The 16,401-nt window shown below is 71.8% G+C and carries 16 protein-coding genes, 1 tRNA gene and 1 pseudogene; 4 read left to right on the top strand and 14 right to left on the bottom strand.

Going from position 1 to position 16,401, the window contains the following annotated elements; translation table 11 throughout:
• Nucleotides 1-58 precede the first annotated feature (58 nt).
• The gene (locus IG74_RS46745) at nt 59-748 is read right to left on the bottom strand and encodes an LmbU family transcriptional regulator (RefSeq protein WP_030688264.1); all 690 of its coding nucleotides are present in this window, start codon (nt 746-748) and stop codon (nt 59-61) included.
• A 1,318-nt stretch (nt 749-2,066) separates the two neighbouring features.
• Here IG74_RS46745 and IG74_RS0141390 point away from each other — a divergent pair.
• The gene (locus tag IG74_RS0141390; RefSeq protein ID WP_051856504.1) at nt 2,067-3,308 is read left to right on the top strand and encodes a transposase; all 1,242 of its coding nucleotides are present in this window, start codon (nt 2,067-2,069) and stop codon (nt 3,306-3,308) included.
• Between the two features lie 546 nt (nt 3,309-3,854).
• On the opposite strand, the gene IG74_RS0141385 is transcribed toward IG74_RS0141390, so the two are convergent.
• Nucleotides 3,855-4,415: a hypothetical protein gene (locus tag IG74_RS0141385; protein WP_030688260.1), complete on the bottom strand. Its 561-nt coding sequence runs from the start codon at nt 4,413-4,415 to the stop codon at nt 3,855-3,857.
• A 200-nt stretch (nt 4,416-4,615) separates the two neighbouring features.
• Here IG74_RS0141385 and IG74_RS0141380 point away from each other — a divergent pair, with 200 nt between their 5' ends.
• Nucleotides 4,616-5,416: a VOC family protein gene (locus IG74_RS0141380; protein ID WP_030688258.1), complete on the top strand. Its 801-nt coding sequence runs from the start codon at nt 4,616-4,618 to the stop codon at nt 5,414-5,416.
• Nucleotides 5,417-5,594: 178 nt separating this feature from the next.
• Here the strand turns inward: IG74_RS0141380 and IG74_RS0141375 are convergent.
• Nucleotides 5,595-5,668, bottom strand: a tRNA-Pro gene (locus IG74_RS0141375).
• 125 nt (nt 5,669-5,793) lie between these two features.
• On the opposite strand from IG74_RS0141375, the gene IG74_RS0141370 reads away from it, so the two are divergent.
• The gene (locus IG74_RS0141370; RefSeq protein ID WP_030688256.1) at nt 5,794-6,516 is read left to right on the top strand and encodes a transketolase; all 723 of its coding nucleotides are present in this window, start codon (nt 5,794-5,796) and stop codon (nt 6,514-6,516) included.
• 52 nt (nt 6,517-6,568) lie between these two features.
• A complete protein-coding gene (locus tag IG74_RS0141365; protein WP_030688254.1) occupies nt 6,569-7,501 on the top strand; it encodes a transketolase in 933 nt (310 codons plus the stop codon).
• Nucleotides 7,502-7,599: 98 nt separating this feature from the next.
• Here the strand turns inward: IG74_RS0141365 and IG74_RS0141360 are convergent, their stop codons facing one another.
• The 11 genes and pseudogenes from IG74_RS0141360 to IG74_RS0141310 form a co-directional block, all read right to left on the bottom strand.
• Nucleotides 7,600-7,953, bottom strand: a complete 354-nt coding sequence (locus IG74_RS0141360; RefSeq protein WP_030688252.1) for an MmcQ/YjbR family DNA-binding protein — start codon at nt 7,951-7,953, stop codon at nt 7,600-7,602.
• A 49-nt stretch (nt 7,954-8,002) separates the two neighbouring features.
• Entirely contained in the window at nt 8,003-8,983 is a 981-nt protein-coding gene (locus tag IG74_RS0141355) for an alpha/beta fold hydrolase (protein WP_051856502.1), read from the bottom strand.
• 100 nt (nt 8,984-9,083) lie between these two features.
• Nucleotides 9,084-9,989 carry a LysR family transcriptional regulator gene (locus tag IG74_RS0141350; protein WP_030688247.1) on the bottom strand — a complete coding sequence of 302 codons (906 nt, stop codon included), beginning with the start codon at nt 9,987-9,989 and terminating at the stop codon, nt 9,084-9,086.
• A gap of 90 nt (nt 9,990-10,079) precedes the next feature.
• On the bottom strand, nt 10,080-11,288 hold the full coding sequence (locus tag IG74_RS0141345) for a glycine C-acetyltransferase (protein ID WP_030688245.1): 1,209 nt from the start codon (nt 11,286-11,288) through the stop codon (nt 10,080-10,082).
• Nucleotides 11,289-11,334: 46 nt separating this feature from the next.
• Nucleotides 11,335-12,363 (bottom strand): L-threonine 3-dehydrogenase, encoded by a 1,029-nt coding sequence (tdh, locus tag IG74_RS0141340; protein WP_030688242.1) that lies wholly within the window; start codon nt 12,361-12,363, stop codon nt 11,335-11,337.
• Nucleotides 12,364-12,544: 181 nt separating this feature from the next.
• On the bottom strand, nt 12,545-13,729 hold the full coding sequence (locus IG74_RS0141335) for a Gfo/Idh/MocA family protein (RefSeq protein ID WP_030688240.1): 1,185 nt from the start codon (nt 13,727-13,729) through the stop codon (nt 12,545-12,547).
• A gap of 148 nt (nt 13,730-13,877) precedes the next feature.
• Nucleotides 13,878-14,510: a GAF domain-containing protein gene (locus IG74_RS0141330; RefSeq protein ID WP_030688238.1), complete on the bottom strand. Its 633-nt coding sequence runs from the start codon at nt 14,508-14,510 to the stop codon at nt 13,878-13,880.
• Between the two features lie 16 nt (nt 14,511-14,526).
• On the bottom strand, nt 14,527-15,123 hold the full coding sequence (locus IG74_RS0141325; RefSeq protein ID WP_030688235.1) for a GTP-binding protein: 597 nt from the start codon (nt 15,121-15,123) through the stop codon (nt 14,527-14,529).
• Nucleotides 15,101-15,472, bottom strand: a complete 372-nt coding sequence (locus IG74_RS0141320) for a DUF742 domain-containing protein (RefSeq protein WP_030688233.1) — start codon at nt 15,470-15,472, stop codon at nt 15,101-15,103. The genes IG74_RS0141325 and IG74_RS0141320 overlap by 23 nt, the downstream gene beginning before the upstream one ends.
• A gap of 2 nt (nt 15,473-15,474) precedes the next feature.
• Nucleotides 15,475-15,909, bottom strand: coding sequence for a roadblock/LC7 domain-containing protein (locus IG74_RS0141315; RefSeq protein WP_030688231.1), 435 nt, complete (start codon nt 15,907-15,909; stop codon nt 15,475-15,477).
• 83 nt (nt 15,910-15,992) lie between these two features.
• Nucleotides 15,993-16,401, bottom strand: a pseudogene (locus IG74_RS0141310) (ATP-binding protein); the annotation flags it as partial.

Here is a 16,401-nt window from a genome sequence, read left to right as displayed (position 1 = left end):
CCTTCCGGGGTGCGGGCCCTGCGCATGTGGTGCTTCGGATCAGGCGTGGTGCCCGGGATCAGGCGCTGATGCCGGCCTTCTCCTGCTCCTCTTCCTCCTCCAGGGCGCGCTCGGCCGCGTTGTCGAGCGTCGCGAGCACCCACTGCTCGAAGTCGATGCCCGACTGCTCGGCGGCCTTGTGCCACCACTGGAGCCGGCTGCCGGGCACCGCGAGGCGCCGCATCGTCTCAGGGGTGGGCGTGCCATCGCGCACCTCGTCCTCGCGCGCCATGCGGATCGCGCTGCGCAGCTGCTTGGTGGTCCACTGCAACTGCTCCGCGCGGTCGAGCCACAGCTCCTGCTCGTCGACCGGCAGGGACGCCAGTTCGGCATGGTGCTGGAAACTCAGCGCCGCGCGCCGACGGCTGAAGTCGAAACGCCGCGAAACCCATGCGTAGTTGCGCAGCGTCTGGTACTGCAGGCCCGCCGCACGAATTCCACGCTGATAGCGGTCGGTGTAGTGGTCCTTGCCGTATACCAGCCAGTCTCCCAGCCACCAAGAGGAGGAATTCACGATTCCGGAGAGCTGGCGTCCGGCCCGCTCCCAGTCCTCGAAGGTCAGCCCGGCGGGCATCTGAAGGCCCACCTTCGTCGTCAGTACCTGGCCACGACGCTCGTCCACTCGGCGCTGCCGCGGGACGGAATTCGCGTTTCTACGGAACAGCACAACCTTCGAGCCCTCGAGGTCGCTGACCTGGTTCGTCATCATGCCTCCATGTGAATGAACTTCGAACGAACACGGGCATAACGGACCGCGTTCGAACGGGAAATAGCCATGCGGGCTTGGCAGCCGTGTCCAAGATCCCGTGGGGATCGGTCGCCATCGCGCGTCGCGAGGCACAGGCTTGCCAATCGATCAAGCCGATCGGCCGGATGAAAGCTCGTTCGAGCCGCTCGCCGAATCAGGTCGTCAAAGTTCCGTCAACTCACGGATGGACCCGTCGGGGTGGCCACGCGCACATCCCGCCGCCAGGCGGCCTCTAGCCGAGGCAGCCTCCGGCGCTGAGCACGGGCAGGTCCGGCCGTTCGGCGCGCCCTTCAGGGCTGCGCGGAAGGCATTCAGTCGGCATGTGTGCGGATACGTACATCAACTACTCGCCCCGTTCAACTACTCGCCCCGTTCGCCTGGACCACTCCACTCCGTGCGATCTGCACCGACGTGTCCCCCGTCAGTACCGATGGCCCGGATTCGCAGTGGTCTCTTCCAAAGGCCTACCCGAGTAGAACCCGGCACCTGTTGGAGATTCAAGGAAGAGGCCGTCGCTCGTCGCGACTTTTCGAAGTTCGAACAAGCTAGCCCAACTTCGCTATCCCTGCCATGGGTGGCGTGGATCTCTCCGCACCACTCGCGGGAACCGTTTTAACGATTACCTTCCGCCAGTCAAGGCAAGAATTGAGCCAAATCCACCAGGGGGCAAACAGTTGCATACGAGAAGGGGGCACACGAGAGGACGGGGCGAGTCCTCAAGTTTGCTGGCTCGGCCATGGCAAACGGTGTGGAAACTTCTCCACCAGCACGCTGTAGCGGATTCTTGGGCTTGTCAGGGAACACTAGCACTATCCATACGGATCCTTAACGCCCTTAACGCGTTTCCTGGCGCCAGCGCGCCACCGGCCACCGCCGATGCCAACTGCGGGAAGGCGAAAGCGGAGTTCGGGCACCTCGGCAGCAGGCGAGGTGAAAGGGGTGGAACGGTTCGCACCGGAGACGCGGGAGCGGTCGCGCGATGTCGGAATCATGAATTCCGCCGGGCGGCCGAGGAGGGGCCGAGGGAGTGGAATCGGCCCGCCTCGTTCCGCCCGGCTTGTGGCCGAGGCGGCCGAAGGCCGCACAACTCCGCGTCCGAGGGCCCGGACGCGGGCGGTCCGCCGTCGCGCCGAGTGCCCCGAAGAGGGCTCTACGCCCCAATTTGCAGCCGTGGTTGTCACATCTGTCACGCCCGCAGCAAGATGGTGCGCGGCGCTCTCGGATCCTAGACTCAACGCTCGGCAGCCGCCGCTCAGGGACGTCCGGGAGGGATTGCAGCATGGTTGTGCCCTGCGCATTGCCAACATCGACTCCGGTCAGCGAGGTACCCGACCCCCATCTCGCGTCACCTTTCAGCGACTTCACCGACCAGGTCTTCCAGAATCTGCGCCGCGCGGACCAGCGCCGCTGGGCCGGCGCCTATCTGGCGGGCCTGCTCATCACCCCCGGCAAGAAGTCGGTGCGCCGCCTCGCCGGAGCCGTCTCCGCCTCCCCCACCGCGGTGCAGTCCCTGCGTCAGTTCGTGAGCCTCAGCCCGTGGGACTGGGACCCGGTCATGCACGAGCTCACCCGCTGGGCCGAGCGTCACGGACCCGCTGCCACCTGGGCGATCGGCCGCGCGGTGCTGCCCAAGCGCGGCGACCGCTCCGTCGGTGTGCACCGCTACTTCGACCCGGGCACGGGCCGCACCCTCAACTGCCAGCTGGGCCTCGGGGCGTTCCTCTGCATCGGCGCGCTGCAGGTCCCGGTCGACTGGCGGCTGCTGCTGCCCGCGCCCTGGACGCAGGACCCGCAGCTGCGCCGCCGCGCGCGCATCCCCGACGAGGTGTCCCACCGTCCGCTGTGGGCGCAGGCCCTGGACCTGGTCGACACCCTGGAGGCCAGGACCGAGCCGACGGCCGCGCCGGTCGTCGCCGACATGAGCGACGACCCCGACGCCGGGCTCTTCCTCCGCGGACTCAGCCAGCGCGCCCGCGACTTCGTCGTCGCCGTCCCCCAGCACCAGAAGGTCCTGCCCGTCGGCGAGCGCACCCCGAACGGACCGGATCCGGTCAGCGCCCGGGCCCATGTCTCCCAGGGCAACACCGAGACCGTCCTGGTCACGGCCGCGGACGGGCGCCAGCAGGAGCTGCGCGTCCAGTCGATCCTGGTACGCCTGCCCGGAGCGCGGGCCGGGGCCACGCCGGAGTACCCCTACCGGCTCTTCACCGAGGTGCTCCCGGACGGCAGTCAGGGAGTCATGTGGCTGACCAGCCTCACGCATCGCCGTCTCGACAACGTTGCCTCACTGGCCACCCGTCGTCACGGCACCACCGCGGCCGTCGCGGGCATGGAGCGGCACTTCGGGCTCCTCGACTTCGAGGGCCGCTCCTTCCCCGGCTGGTACCACCACATGACGCTCGTCTCGGCCGCGTACACGTATCAGCGGCTGACGCACCGGCCCGCTCCGCGGCACCTTCCGTGCTGCCCCGCGCCCGTGCCGCATCACACCAGGGAACGGCTGCACCTGGCGGACCGCTAGTCCCCCCAGCGGTCCACCAACTGCCTGCGCGTTCCCATTCGTTAAGCGGAATTTCGCCACGCCTGCGTCGACAGCGATGCCCTTCTGCCGCCCTGTTCCGCAACGCAATGTGCTGCCGTCGTCCGCGGCATATGCGTACACCACGCGCTGCACCATGGCCAAATGACGCGCATATGACGGCGCTTCAATGGATATGCCTCGGAGCGGAGTCCATGCGTACGCACCCCATTCACCCAGGGGTTCGTTCGTCCGGAATTGGAGCGAGGTGTCGGCGGTATCCGATTAAGCCACTCAGCGGTACCGCGAGAAGCCTGACCGATTTCTCAACAAGTGGGCAGCACGGTCGAGTTCACAGGAACAGCGTGCATAATCAGATCTCCGGCACACGCCGGAAGGGTGCGGCCCTGGAAACCGCCGGGGGAGGTCGGTCTCCAGGGCCGCTGGATCGGTCCGCTGCACGGCAGCACAGCGGGCCGAAGCTTCTAGGGGCGCGGCCCATGGCGGAATCGCACCGGACACGGTGCCGCCGGGCCGCGGGTCACCGGCTCAGTTCACCCAGCCCGTGTAGCGCTGGGCGCCCGCCGGAGCGCCCTGTGCGGCGCGCTGGTCCACGCGACGGCCGCGGTCGTCGTCGAGCGTCGCGGACACCGCCCGGACCAGCCAGGCGTTGACCGACAGCTGCTCGCGGCCCGCCGCCTCCTCGATCCGCGCCTTGAGGTGCTCGGGCGGCCGGAAGTTGATGCGGGATGTCGCACCCTCGTCCCCGTTGGCCATTAATGGCGCCAGTGACACCAAGGATGGCGCCACGCCCGTGGACCCACGGTCGTGGTCCCGGTCGCCCTCGTCACCGAAGGAACGGTCCTGCGGGGGCAACGTGACCACGAAGGTCGGATCGAGCCCGCGCAGACGGACCTCGACGGACCCCGGCGCCATGTCGCGGGTGATCTCGTCCACGGCCGCCGACAAGGCATCGAGCAGCGTGAGCCGTACGGCGGAACCCAGCGGCGCGACCAGGCGTCCGGCGAGGTCGCGCGTCTCCTCGTCGCCCGAATCGACCGCTGCGGCGAGCTCCTGCCGCAGATTGTCGACGTACCGCGTGAGTTCCATGGCGCCATCGTCGCACCATTGTGGCACCACGCGCAAGCTTTCGATTCATTGCACCCGCGGGGGCGGCGGCGTTCCGGCCGTTGGCCGGTTGTCGCTCCTGGGCCTAGCGTGGAAGGGAGCGCGACCCCTGCCGCGGGGGCGCCGGACCTCGCGCCCGGAGCGCGCTGTCCCATCCCAGGGGGGCGGGAGGTCGTAGCACCATGTCCACGAACCCTGAGAACCCCGAGGGCACGCCTTGTTGGGCGGACGCCATGTTCCCCGACATCGGGGCGGCCAAGGACTTCTACGGCGAGCTGTTCGGCTGGACCTTCGCGGAGGGGTCGGCCGAGTTCGGCGGCTACACGCAGGCGTCCAAGGACGGCAAGGCCGTCGCGGCGGTGATGCCGCAGATGCCGGACGCGGCCGGGCAGCCGCCCGCCTGGAACCTGTACTTCGAGACGCCGGACATCGCCGTCACCGCCGGCAGGATCCGCGACAACGGCGGCAGCCTCCTGATGGAGCCGATGCCCGTCGGCGACTTCGGCACCATGACCACGGCGCAGGACCCGAGCGGCGTGTACTTCAGCGCCTGGCAGCCGGACACCCACCGGGGCTTCGAACTCACGGGCGCCCCGGGCGCGTTCTGCTGGGCGGAGGTCACCACACGGGAGGCGGAGAAGGCGGACGCGTTCTTCACCGCCGTGTTCCCCTTCGAGGTCAAGCGCATGGAGGACGAGCACGTCGACTTCCACGTGTGGGAGCTCGGCGGCCAGCCGGTGGTGGGGCGCATGAAGATGCCCCCGGAGGCGCCGGCCGATGTGCCGCCGCACGTGAACGTGTACTTCGGCGTCGACGACTGCGACGCGGCCGTGGAGCTGGTGAAGCGCAGCGGCGGCCGGCTGTACTTCGGCCCGATGTCCTCGCCGTTCGGCCGCTTCGCGACGGTGGCCGATCCGCAGGGCGCCGCGTTCTCCGTGATCGACCTGGCGACGACGGAGGGCGAGATGCCGAAGCTGACGTGACGCGCACCGCCCCGGGCGCCGCGGGCGCGCACCCGCTGACCTTGGACGTGGCCGCGCCCCAGAGCCCGGCGCCCCGGGCCGACACCCGGGGCGTGCCTCCCTCCCACCGCCCTCAGGGCAACAGAAAGAGGCCGCCCTCACGGACGGCCTCTTTCCACGGCTTTCACCGACATTACTGTCGGGACGACAGGATTTGAACCTGCGACCCCTTGACCCCCAGTCAAGTGCGCTACCAAGCTGCGCCACGTCCCGTTACCCGCTGACCTGGGCTTTCCCCTGGCCGAACGCGCACCGAAACCATACCGCACTCCGGCCGGTGATCGCTCCCACCTTTCCCCCTTGACCTCAACAGCGCTTGAGGTTGCAGGCTCGTCGGCATGACGACCACAACGGCACGCACCCTCACGTACGCGGACCTGCCCGGCCTGATGGCCCTGATGACGGGCGACGAGAAGCACGGTCCCGCGGCGACGTCCACGCTCGACGCGCTCTGGGTCCTCTACGACCGTGTGCTGCGGGTCACACCCGAGCGCGTGGACGATCCGGAGCGCGACCGGTTCCTGCTGTCCAAGGGGCACGGGCCGATGGCCTACTACGCGGTCCTCGCCGCCAAGGGCTTCCTCCCCGTGGACTGGCTGGAGGGCTTCGGGTCGTACGAATCGCCGCTCGGGCACCACCCGGACCGGCTGCTCGTGCCGGGCGCCGAGATCGGCAGCGGCTCGCTCGGGCACGGCCTGCCCCTCGCGGTCGGCACCGCCCTCGGCCTCACGGCCCGCGGGCTCACCGACCCGCACGTATGGGTGCTCGTCGGCGACGCCGAGCTGGACGAGGGCAGCAACCACGAGGCCATCGCCTACGCCGGGCCCGCGGGCCTGGAGCGGCTGCACACCCTGGTGATCGACAACGCCTCCGCCACCTACGCGCGCCCCGGTGGCATCGCCGCCCGCTTCGAGGCCGCGGGCTGGTCCGCCCTGACCGTCGACGGCCGGGACCACGACGCCCTGTACGCGGCCTTCACCGCGCCGCACCCCGGGCGCCCGCACGCGGTCGTGGCCCGCGTGGAGCCCAAGGAGTTCGCGGGCGAGCCCGAGTCCGCCTGACCTGCCGCGCACCCGCCCCGCACCCGCACCATCTTGGAAGGACTTCTCCCCCATGGACACCATGCGTGACCGTTTCGCCCCCGTCATGACGCGGCTGCTCGACGAGGATCCGCGCGTCGCCGTCGTCCTCGCCGAGATCGGCGTGGACGCCTTCAAGGAGGCGATGCGCGCGCACCCGGACCGGGTGATCAACGTCGGCATCCGCGAGCAGCTGCTGGTCGGCGCCGGGGCGGGCCTGGCCCTCGCGGGCCTGAGGCCCGTCGTGCACACCTTCGCGAGCTTCCTCGTGGAGCGGCCCTTCGAGCAGATCAAGCTCGACTTCGGACACCAGGGCGTGGGCGGGGTGCTCGTCAGCGCGGCGGCGTCGTTCGACTGGCCCGAGGGCGGCTTCACGCACATGGCGCCGGGCGACGTCGGGGTCCTCGACACCCTGGACGGCTGGGCCGTGCACGTCCCGGGCCACCCGGACGAGGCCGAGACCCTCCTGCGGCACGCCGTGGGCACGGGGGCCGGGGCGGTGCCCGTGGACGACAAGGCCTACGTACGCCTGTCCGTGCAGTCCAACGCGGCGCCGATGCCCGTGGACGGCAAGCGCTTCCTCACCGTGCGGGAGGGGCTCGGGGGCGTGGTCGTCGCCGTCGGCCCGATGCTCGACCACGTCCTTGCGGCGACGGAGGGCCTCGACGTCACCGTCCTGTACGCGACGACGGTGCGGCCCTTCGACGCGGACGCGCTGCGGCGGGCCGTCGGGGCGGGCGCATCGGCCGACGTCGTCCTCGTCGAGCCGTACCTCGCCGGGACGTCCACGGCCGCCGCGAACGACGCGCTCGTCGACGTGCCGCACCGGGTGCTCGGCCTCGGCGTCGGCCGCGCGGAGCTGCGCCGCTACGGCCGCCAGGCCGACCACCTCCAGGCCCATGGCCTGGACCCGGCCTCCCTGCGCACCCGCATCACCGGCTTCCTCCCCGCGGGGGCCCGGGCCTGACTTGTCGGCGCTTCGCGCCTCGTCCTCAAACGCCGGACGGGCTGGATGATGCCGCTCGCGGCAGATCTCTCAGCCCCTCCGGCGTTTGAGGAGAGGGACTATTCGGCCGGCACGCCCAGTCCCGGATGGGCCTCCAGCAGGCGCGTGGGTGCGGCCTGGCGCCAGGAGTCGGCGAGGATGACCGCCAGCTCCGGCTCGTCGAGCGCGGCGAGCCGCACCCGCACCCACGCGAAGGACGCCTCATGATCGGCGATCCAGAACTTCTCGGGCTCGGCGAGCACCAGCTCGTCCCGCTCCAGCTTCGGACAGCGCACGGCGATGGACGTCTCGTCCTCGGGGACCGTGGCGAACATCTTGCCCGCGACCCGGAAGGTCGGCATGCTCCAGGCGATCTTCTCCGTGGTGTCCGGCAGTGCGAGGGCGGTACGGCGTACGTCGTCGGCGTTGACCATGGAAAGAACGGTAACCAACGCCTCTGACAGCGGCCCTCGGAGGCCGCCCTCACCCCACGCGCGCGTCCAGCCACTCCGTCAGGTCCCGGTGCACCTCGTCGCGGTTGGTCTCGTTCAGGATCTCGTGCCGCGCGCCCTCGTACCCCTTCCAGCCGAGGTCGCGCACGCCCGCGTAGCGGAGGTCCTCCAGGAGCTCGTAGACGAGCGTCATGCCCTGGTTGCAGGGGTCCTCCGTGCCGACGGCGACGTGGACGGGCAGGTCCGCGGGGACGCGGGCGAGCTGCCGCGGGTCGTTGATCTTGCGGACGGCGCGCACCCAGTCCAGCGAGAGCCCCGCCGAGAACGGGAAGCCGCATCGCTCGTCGGCGGCGTACGCGTCGACCTCGGCCTCGTCCCGCGAGAGCCACTCGAAGCCGGTGCGGTGCGGGTAGGCGTCGTTGAACGCGGCGAACAGCTCGGGGATGAAGGACGAGCGGGCCGCGCGCCCGCCCTCGGCGACCTCGGCCCGCAGCCGGGCGAGCGCCGACTCGGTCTCGGCGCCGGGCAGCGAGCGGAACGTGCCGGAGAGGATGAGGCCCGCGAGCCCGTCCGGGTACTCCTGGGCGTAGTCCCGGGCGAGCATCGAGCCGAGGCTGTGCCCGAGCAGCACCACGGGGGCGCCGGGGTACAGGGCGCGGACCTGGTCGCCGACGGCCTTGAGGTCGTCGACGACCGCCCGCCACGCGTCGGGCCCGGCACCCGTGCCCCCGCCCGCCTCCGTGACTCCGTAACCCCCCGTGGCCTGGGCCGTCGCCCCGTGTCCCCGGTGGTCCGAGGCCACCACGCCATAGCCGTGCGCGGTGAGGTGGCGGGCGAAGCGGTCGTAGCGCAGGGCGTGTTCGGCGGCGCCGTGGGCGATCTGGACGAAGGCGCGGGGCCTGCCGTCGCGGGGCTGCCAGGTGTACGTGGCGACGGGTACGCCGTCCGGCGCGGTCAGCAGTCCCGCGGTGTAGGTCACGGGTGTCACGCGCGCGTGGTCGTGGTCCGGCATCAGGAATTCCCCTGTCAGGCTGCTACGGCGGCGGCTCTCGCCCCCCTGCCCCGACCGTCTCCCCCCGCCCGCGGGGCACCAACCCTCCGCCTCCGGGGTCCTAGTCGTCGGCCGCGGCGTCCTTCAGGGCGGCGAGCACCGGGGCGATCAGGGGGTGCTCCTCCGCCCCGCAGCGCACGGCGGCGAACACCCGGCGCGTGGGGGCGATCCCGTCCACGGGCCGGACCGCCACGCCCGTCACGTCCATGCCCCGCAGGGCGGAGCGGGGCACGAGGGCCACTCCGGCTCCCGCCGACGCCAGGGCGACGACCGCGCGGAAGTCGTCCGACGTGTGTTCCATGACGGGCTGGAACCCGGCCTGCTCACAGGCGAGGACCACCACGTCGTGGCAGGGGTTGCCGGGGAAGGGGCCGATCCACGCGTCCTTGGCGAGGTCGGCGAGCGGCACCCGGCCGCCGCCGGCGAGCGGGTGCGTCACGGGGAGCACCGCGTCGAAGGGCTCGGCGTACAGCGGTACACGCGTCAGGCGCGCGTCGTCGGCGCCCGGCGCGCCGCGGTACTCCACGGCCACCGCCACGTCCACCTGCCGGTCGAGCACCATCGGCAGGCTGGCGTCGCCCTCGGCGTCCTGGACGCGCACCCGGATGCCGGGCGCGGTCTCGGCGAGCCGGGTCAGGGCGGGCGCCACCACCAGGCCGATGCCCGTCGCGAACGCCGCGAGCGTCACCGTCCCCGCCGCGCCCGAGCTGTACGCGGCCAGCTCGGCCTCGGCCCGCTCCAGCTGGGCGAGCACGGCGTTCGTGTGCGCGAGCAGGATCTCGCCCGCGGGCGTGAGCCGCACCCCCCGCGCCGAGCGGTCCACGAGCCGGTGCCCCGTCTCCTGCTCCAACGCGGTGAGCTGCTGCGACACGGCGGAGGGTGTGAGGTAGAGGGCGGCGGCCGCGGCGGTGACGGTGCCGTGGTCGGCCACCGCACGCAGAATGTGCAACCGCCGTGCTTCGATCATGCGCCCAAGTCTCCCACCCACCGCGCCCGGCCACGCTCCACCGCTGCGGGCGGGTGGGGAAGAAACCCACCCGCCCGGGCCCCGGGGCCGCTAGGCCCCGGCCGATTCCAGCTCGGCGCGCGCAGCGACGAACGCGTCGACGGCCCGGTCCACGTCAGCCGTGGAGTGCGCCGCGGACAGCTGCACCCGGATGCGGGCCTGCCCCTGCGGCACCACCGGGTAGGAGAAGCCGATGACGTACACGCCGCGCTCCAGGAGCAGCTCGGCCATGCGCCCGGCCTGCGCCGCGTCCCCGATCATGACGGGCGCGATGGCGTGGTCGCCGGGCAGTACGTCGAAGCCCTCCGCGGTCATCCGGGAGCGGAAGAGCTGCGTGTTGGCGGCGAGGCGTTCCCGCAGGTCACCGGCTGCCTCAAGGAGGTCGAGAACCTTCAGCGAGGCCGCGGCGATCACCGGGGCGAGGGTGTTGGAGAACAGGTAGGGGCGCGAGCGCTGGCGCAGCAGGGCGACGATCTCGGCGCGGGCGGCGACGTAGCCACCGGAGGCGCCGCCGAGCGCCTTGCCGAGGGTGCCCGTGATGATGTCGACGCGGTCCATGACGCCGTGCAGCTCGGGCGTGCCCCGGCCGCCGGGGCCGACGAAGCCGACGGCGTGCGAGTCGTCGACCATGACCATGGCGTCGTACCGCTCGGCGAGGTCGCAGATGTCGGCCAGCGGGGCGACGTAGCCGTCCATGGAGAAGACGCCGTCGGTGACGATCAGCTTGCGCCGGGCGCCGCCCTCCGTGGCCTCCTTGAGCTGCTTCTCCAGGTCGGCCATGTCGCGGTTGGCGTAGCGGAAGCGGCGGGCCTTGGAGAGCCGGATGCCGTCGATGATCGAGGCGTGGTTGAGGGCGTCGGAGATCACCGCGTCCTCGGCGCCGAGCAGCGTCTCGAAGACGCCGCCGTTGGCGTCGAAGCAGGAGGAGTACAGGATCGTGTCCTCCTGGCCGAGGAACGCGGACAGGCGCGCCTCCAGCTCCTTGTGGACCTCCTGGGTGCCGCAGATGAAGCGCACGGAGGCCATGCCGTAGCCCCAGCGGTCGAGCGCCTCGTGGGCGGCGGCGATCACCTCGGGGTGGTCGGCGAGGCCGAGGTAGTTGTTCGCGCAGAAGTTCAGCACCTCGCCGGGGCGGCCGCCCGCGGTGACGGCGACGGTCGCCGACTGCGGGGTGCCGATGACCCGCTCGGGCTTGTGCAGGCCCGCGGCGCGGATCTCGTCGAGGGTGGCGGCGAGGTCGTCGCGTACGGAGTCGAACATCGAGGAGTCCTTCGGGAGTTCGTAGGGCGGGTGGGCGGGGCCCCGGTCAGGCGGTCCAGTCGAGGATGACCTTGCCGCCGCGGCCGCTCGCCGCGTCGTCGAAGGCTTCCTGGAAGTCGCGGTGGCCGTAGCGGCCGGTGATGACGGGCGAGAGGTCGAGGCCGCCTTCGAGGAGCACGGACATCGCGTACCACGTCTCGAACATCTCGCGGCCGTAGATGCCCTTGATCGTGATCATGGAGGTGACGATCCGCGCCCAGTCGACCGCGAACTCCTCGGACGGCAGGCCGAGCATGGCGATCTTGCCGCCGTGGGTCATGTTGGCGACCATGTCGCGCATCGCGCGCGGGTTGCCCGACATCTCCAGGCCCACGTCGAAGCCCTCGCGCAGGCCGAGCTCGCGCTGGCCGTCGGCGATGGTCGCGTCGGCGACGTTGAGGGCGAGGCTGACGCCGACCTTGCGGGCGAGCACCAGGCGCTCCTCGCTGACGTCGGTGACGACGACGTTGCGGGCGCCCGCGTGCCGCGCGACGGCGGCGGCCATCAGGCCGATCGGCCCGGCCCCGGTGATCAGCACGTCCTCGCCGACCAGCGGGAAGGACAGGGCGGTGTGCACGGCGTTGCCGAACGGGTCGAAGATCGCCGCTATGTCGAGGTCGACCGGCACCCGGTGCACCCAGACGTTGCTCGCGGGCAGCGCGACGTACTCCGCGAAGGCGCCGTCGCGCCCCACGCCGAGCCCGACCGTGGCCCGGCACAGGTGGCGCCGCCCGGCCAGACAGTTGCGGCACTTGCCGCACACCAGGTGGCCCTCGCCGCTGACCAGGTCGCCGGCCTTGACGTCCGCCACGTCCCGGCCGGTCTCGACGACCTCGCCGACGAACTCGTGCCCGACGATCAGGGGCGCCGAGATCGCCTGCTGCGCCCAGCCGTCCCAGGCCCGGATGTGCAGGTCGGTCCCGCAGATCCCGGTGCGCAGCACCTTGATCAGGACGTCGCCGGGGCCGATGACCGGCTCCGGTACCTCCATGAGACGGAGCCCGGGCTCCGCTTTCTCCTTGACCAGCGCCTTCACGCAACGGCTCCTGTCGTGCGACCTAGGGAAGGTGATGACCGGCGTCCCACCGACCACATCCGCACAGCAATCTTCCGTACGTCACGCCACGGGTCCATCGAGGATTTCTTAACCGCGGCCGCAGCTTTCCTTCAGACCCCGGGCGCGCCGGGCCCCGCGGCCATCCGGAGGCGCACCTCCGCTAGCGCACCTGCCCCCGTTCGAAGTACGCGATCAGCTCGTCGTCGAGCGGCGGCACCTCCTGCGGGCCCCCGCCGTCCCGCAGCGACCGCGTCGCCCCCACACCGGCGGCGACGGCCATGCGCGCGGCCACCGGCGAGGTGTCGGTGCGCCCTCCCTCGCGGGCGAAGCGCAGGAACTCGTCGATGATCAGCGGGTCCGCGCCGCCGTGTCCGTACGCGTCGAGGTCGCCCCCGATCGCGTACTCGGCGTCGCCCTTGCTCCGGTGGAGGGAACGCCCGCCGTTCCAGACCCTGACCACGCCGCCGGGGCCGTCGCCGAAGTTCTCCAGGCGGCCCGCGTCGCCGATCACGGTGTAGTTGCGCCAGTAGTCGGGGGTGAAGTGGCACTGCTGGTAGGCGGCGAGCACGCCGTTGTCCAGGCGCAGGTTGACCAGGGACACGTCCTCCACGTCGATCACCGGGTTCAGGTCCCGCTGGGCGCGCGGCGGCCAGGGGCCGTCCTCGACGGGGCCGCCGTCGGGCCTCGGCTCGCCCGGCGCGCGGCGGTGCGGGACGTCGCCGTAGACCATGAGGTCGCCGAGCGCCTGGACGTGCCGGGTGTAGCCGCCCGCGATCCAGTGCACGACGTCGAGGTCGTGGGCGGCCTTCTGGAGCAACAGGCCGGTGGTGTACTGCCGTTCGGCGTGCCAGTCCTTGAAGTACCAGTCCCCTCCGTAGCCCACGAAGTGGCGCACCCAGACCGTCTTGACGGCCCCGATCTCGCCGCGCGCGACGATGTCCCGCATCAGCCGTACGACCGGCATGTGGCGCATGTTGTGGCCCACGTACAGGCGCGTGCCGGTCTCGTACGCGGTGCGCAGGATCGCGTCGCTCGCCTCGACGCTCACATCCAGGGGCTTCTCGACGAAGACCGGCTTGCCCGCGCGCAGCACCGCGCTGGTGAGGGGCTCGTGGGTGTGGTCGGGCGTGAGGACGAGGACGGCGTCCACGTCCGGGGCCTCGATGACCTCGCGCGGGTCCGGGGTCGTGCGGAGGCCGGGGAAGTCCTGGTCCGCGCGGTTCCGCGCGGCCCCGTCGGGATCGGCGAGCGCGGTGACGCGGGCGCCCGCGCCGGGGCGGTGGGCGGTGCGGGCGAGCGAGCCGCGCAGTCCGTAGCCGAGGACGCCGATGCGGAGGTCGGTCATGCGGTGTGCCTTTCGGTGGGGCCCCGCGCGGGCGGCAGGGCGGTCTCCGTCAGGGGTCTCGCACCGTAGAGCCACGTCCTTGTATCGTCAACGTACTGTCCAGGAAGCTGACTTGACGGGCGCAGGGGCATCGCGGCACCGGGGCGCGTCACAGGGGAGCGCCCGGCTCCCCCTCGGCCTCGCGCAGGTGGATCCAGTCCACCAGCTCCGCCGCCATCGACTTGATCGTGTCGAGCCCGGTCCGGCCCCACGGCCGGGGCGCCACGTCCACCACGCACACGGTGCCGAGCGCGATCCCGGTCCTGTCGACCAGCGGCGCGCCCAGATAGGACCTGACCCCGAACTCGTCGACGACCGGGTTGCCCGCGAACCGGGGGTAGTCGCAGACGTCCTCCAGGACCAGCGCCTTGCCCCGCACCACCACGTGCGGGCAGTAGCCGCGGTCCCGCTCCAGATGGCGCTCGGCGAACGGTTCCACCGCCGCGCCGGGCTCGTCCGCCTCGTCGGCGCCGCCCATCGCGTTCACCCCCGGCGCCGGCGCCCCCGGCTCCGGCGGCGCGCCGTCGGGCAGGTGCAGGCCCGCGAAGAACTGCCGTTCCTCGTCGATGAAGTTGACCATGGCGTACGGCGCGTCCATGACCCGGGCGAGCCGGTCGGCGAACGCGTCGAGCCCGGGCTCGGCCCGCTCGCCGAGGCCCAGCTCCCGCAGCCTGCGCACCCGGGCGGGCGCCCCCTTGTCCACCGGGGTCACCAGCAGGCGGCCGGTCGCTTCGTACATCATGTGCGTGCTCCATGGGTCATGTGTGGGCTCCCGACGTGGGCGTGGCGGGGGCGTGGGCGAGCAGGTGGCGGACGAGCGTGAGCAGCGTCTGGATGCCGGAGCTCGAGATCCGGGCGTCGCAGCGCACGACCGGCACCTGCGGGTCCAGGTCGATGGCGGTGCGGACCTCTTCGGGCTCGTAGCGGTAGGCGCCGTCGAACTCGTTGACGGCGACGATGAAGCCCATGCCGCGCTGCTCGAAGAAGTCGACGGCGGCGAAGCAGTCCTCCAGGCGCCGGGTGTCGGCGAGCACCACCGCGCCGAGCGCCCCTTCGGACAGCTCGTCCCACATGAACCAGAACCGTTCCTGTCCCGGAGTGCCGAACAGGTACAGGACGTGTTCGGGGTCGAGCGTGATCCGTCCGAAGTCCATGGCGACGGTCGTCGTGGTCTTGTTCTCCACCCCCGACAGGTCGTCGGTGGCTTCACTGACCGTGGTGAGCAACTCCTCCGTACTGAGCGGCGCGATCTCGCTGACCGCGCCCACGAAGGTCGTCTTGCCGACCCCGAACCCGCCCGCCACGAGGATCTTCAGCGCGGTGGGGAAGGCGTCAGAGCTGTCGTCGTAGTCCATCGAGCACTGCCTCCAACAGGGACCGGTCAGTCGGGTTGTGGTAGAAGTCCGGGGCTCTGGTGGTGATGGCCCCGCAGTCGACGAGGTCGGACAGAAGCACCTTGGTCACCGCCACGGGCAGCTTCAGCTGGGCGGCGATCTCCGCCACCGACGTGGGTGCCTCGCACATGCCGAGGGCCATGGCGTGCTCCGGGCCGAGGTAGCCGGCGGGGGTGGTGCCGGTCGCCCTCACCTGGGACAGCAGGTCGAGCCGCGTGGTCGGTCTGGTGCGTCCGTTGCTGACCGTGTACGGGCGGATGAGCCGCCCTGCGGCGTCGTCGAGCCATGGCCCGTCGTGCGGGGCCCCCACGCTCAGCGCCTCATCGACGCGGGCTCACCGGCGGGCTGGCGCGGCGCTGTGACCAGGTACGGGCGGACGCTCTTGACCAGCATCGCCATCTCGTACCCGAGCACCGCGGCGTCCGCCTCGCGCCCGGCAAGGACGGCGAGGCAGGTGCCGGAACCGGCGGTGGACACGAAGAGCAGGGTGGAGTCCAGCTCCACGACCACCTGCCGCACGTCGCCGCCGTCGCCGAAGCGGACGCCCGCGCTGCGCCCGAGCGAGTAGAGCCCTGAGGCGAGCGCGGCCATGTGGTCGGCGCTGTCCGGGTCGAGGCCATGGACCGACTTCACGAGTCCGTCGCAGGAGAGCAGGACGGCGCTGTGGGTGTGCGGCACGCGCTGGACGAGGCCGCTCATCAGCCAGTCGAGATCGGATACCTGGCCGGTCGGCACATCGCTCGCCATGGTGGATCGACTCCTTGGAAAGTACGGGTTCGAGAGGGGTCTCGAAGTCTGCGGGGCAGACGGGGTGGGGGGTGTGGTGCGGGTCAGCCGCCCTGGTCGCTCCGGCCGGTGCGGTCGGCTCTGTCGCCGGGTCCCGGGGGCACGCTGACGCCGTGGTCGGGCAGGTCGTCCCGGGCCTGGGCCGCCTGGGCGAGGCCGATGCCGCGCTGGAAGGCGGCCATCAGGCCCGGGTCGTGGCCGACGAGCTGGTCGTCCGCCGCGCGCGGGGCGCGGGCGTCGCGCAGCTGCGGCGCGAGGTGTTCCTGGGCGCGGCGGCGGGGCAGCTGGGGTTTGCCGACCCGGCCGCGCACGGCGCCGTTGCGGGGCACGGGCGGGGCGGCGGTGTGCTCGGCGGTCACGCTCCGGTCCTCGGGGCGGATGCCGGGCAGGGCTTCGGCGGGGGTGGGCCGGTCGCCGCGGGGGCCGCGGACGGGGAGCGGAGCGGGCGGGGTG

Origin of the sequence: Streptomyces sp. NRRL B-1347, assembly GCF_000720325.1 — a bacterium.
In the GTDB taxonomy this organism is placed as follows: Bacteria; Actinomycetota; Actinomycetes; order Streptomycetales; family Streptomycetaceae; genus Streptomyces.
This window is presented reverse-complemented; position numbering and strand designations above follow the sequence as displayed.

Coding starts and splice junctions, on each gene's coding strand:
- IG74_RS0141335 (WP_030688240.1), bottom strand. CDS start 13,729: ATGACCGACCTCCGCATCGGCGTCCTCGGCTACGGACTGCGCGGCTCG.
- IG74_RS0141365 (WP_030688254.1), top strand. CDS start 6,569: ATGGACACCATGCGTGACCGTTTCGCCCCCGTCATGACGCGGCTGCTC.
- IG74_RS0141360 (WP_030688252.1), bottom strand. CDS start 7,953: ATGGTCAACGCCGACGACGTACGCCGTACCGCCCTCGCACTGCCGGAC.
- IG74_RS0141350 (WP_030688247.1), bottom strand. CDS start 9,989: ATGATCGAAGCACGGCGGTTGCACATTCTGCGTGCGGTGGCCGACCAC.
- IG74_RS0141345 (WP_030688245.1), bottom strand. CDS start 11,288: ATGTTCGACTCCGTACGCGACGACCTCGCCGCCACCCTCGACGAGATC.
- IG74_RS0141355 (WP_051856502.1), bottom strand. CDS start 8,983: ATGCCGGACCACGACCACGCGCGCGTGACACCCGTGACCTACACCGCG.
- IG74_RS0141370 (WP_030688256.1), top strand. CDS start 5,794: ATGACGACCACAACGGCACGCACCCTCACGTACGCGGACCTGCCCGGC.
- IG74_RS0141380 (WP_030688258.1), top strand. CDS start 4,616: ATGTCCACGAACCCTGAGAACCCCGAGGGCACGCCTTGTTGGGCGGAC.
- IG74_RS0141325 (WP_030688235.1), bottom strand. CDS start 15,123: ATGGACTACGACGACAGCTCTGACGCCTTCCCCACCGCGCTGAAGATC.
- IG74_RS0141390 (WP_051856504.1), top strand. CDS start 2,067: ATGGTTGTGCCCTGCGCATTGCCAACATCGACTCCGGTCAGCGAGGTA.
- IG74_RS0141330 (WP_030688238.1), bottom strand. CDS start 14,510: ATGATGTACGAAGCGACCGGCCGCCTGCTGGTGACCCCGGTGGACAAG.
- IG74_RS0141385 (WP_030688260.1), bottom strand. CDS start 4,415: ATGGAACTCACGCGGTACGTCGACAATCTGCGGCAGGAGCTCGCCGCA.
- IG74_RS46745 (WP_030688264.1), bottom strand. CDS start 748: ATGATGACGAACCAGGTCAGCGACCTCGAGGGCTCGAAGGTTGTGCTG.
- IG74_RS0141315 (WP_030688231.1), bottom strand. CDS start 15,909: ATGGCGAGCGATGTGCCGACCGGCCAGGTATCCGATCTCGACTGGCTG.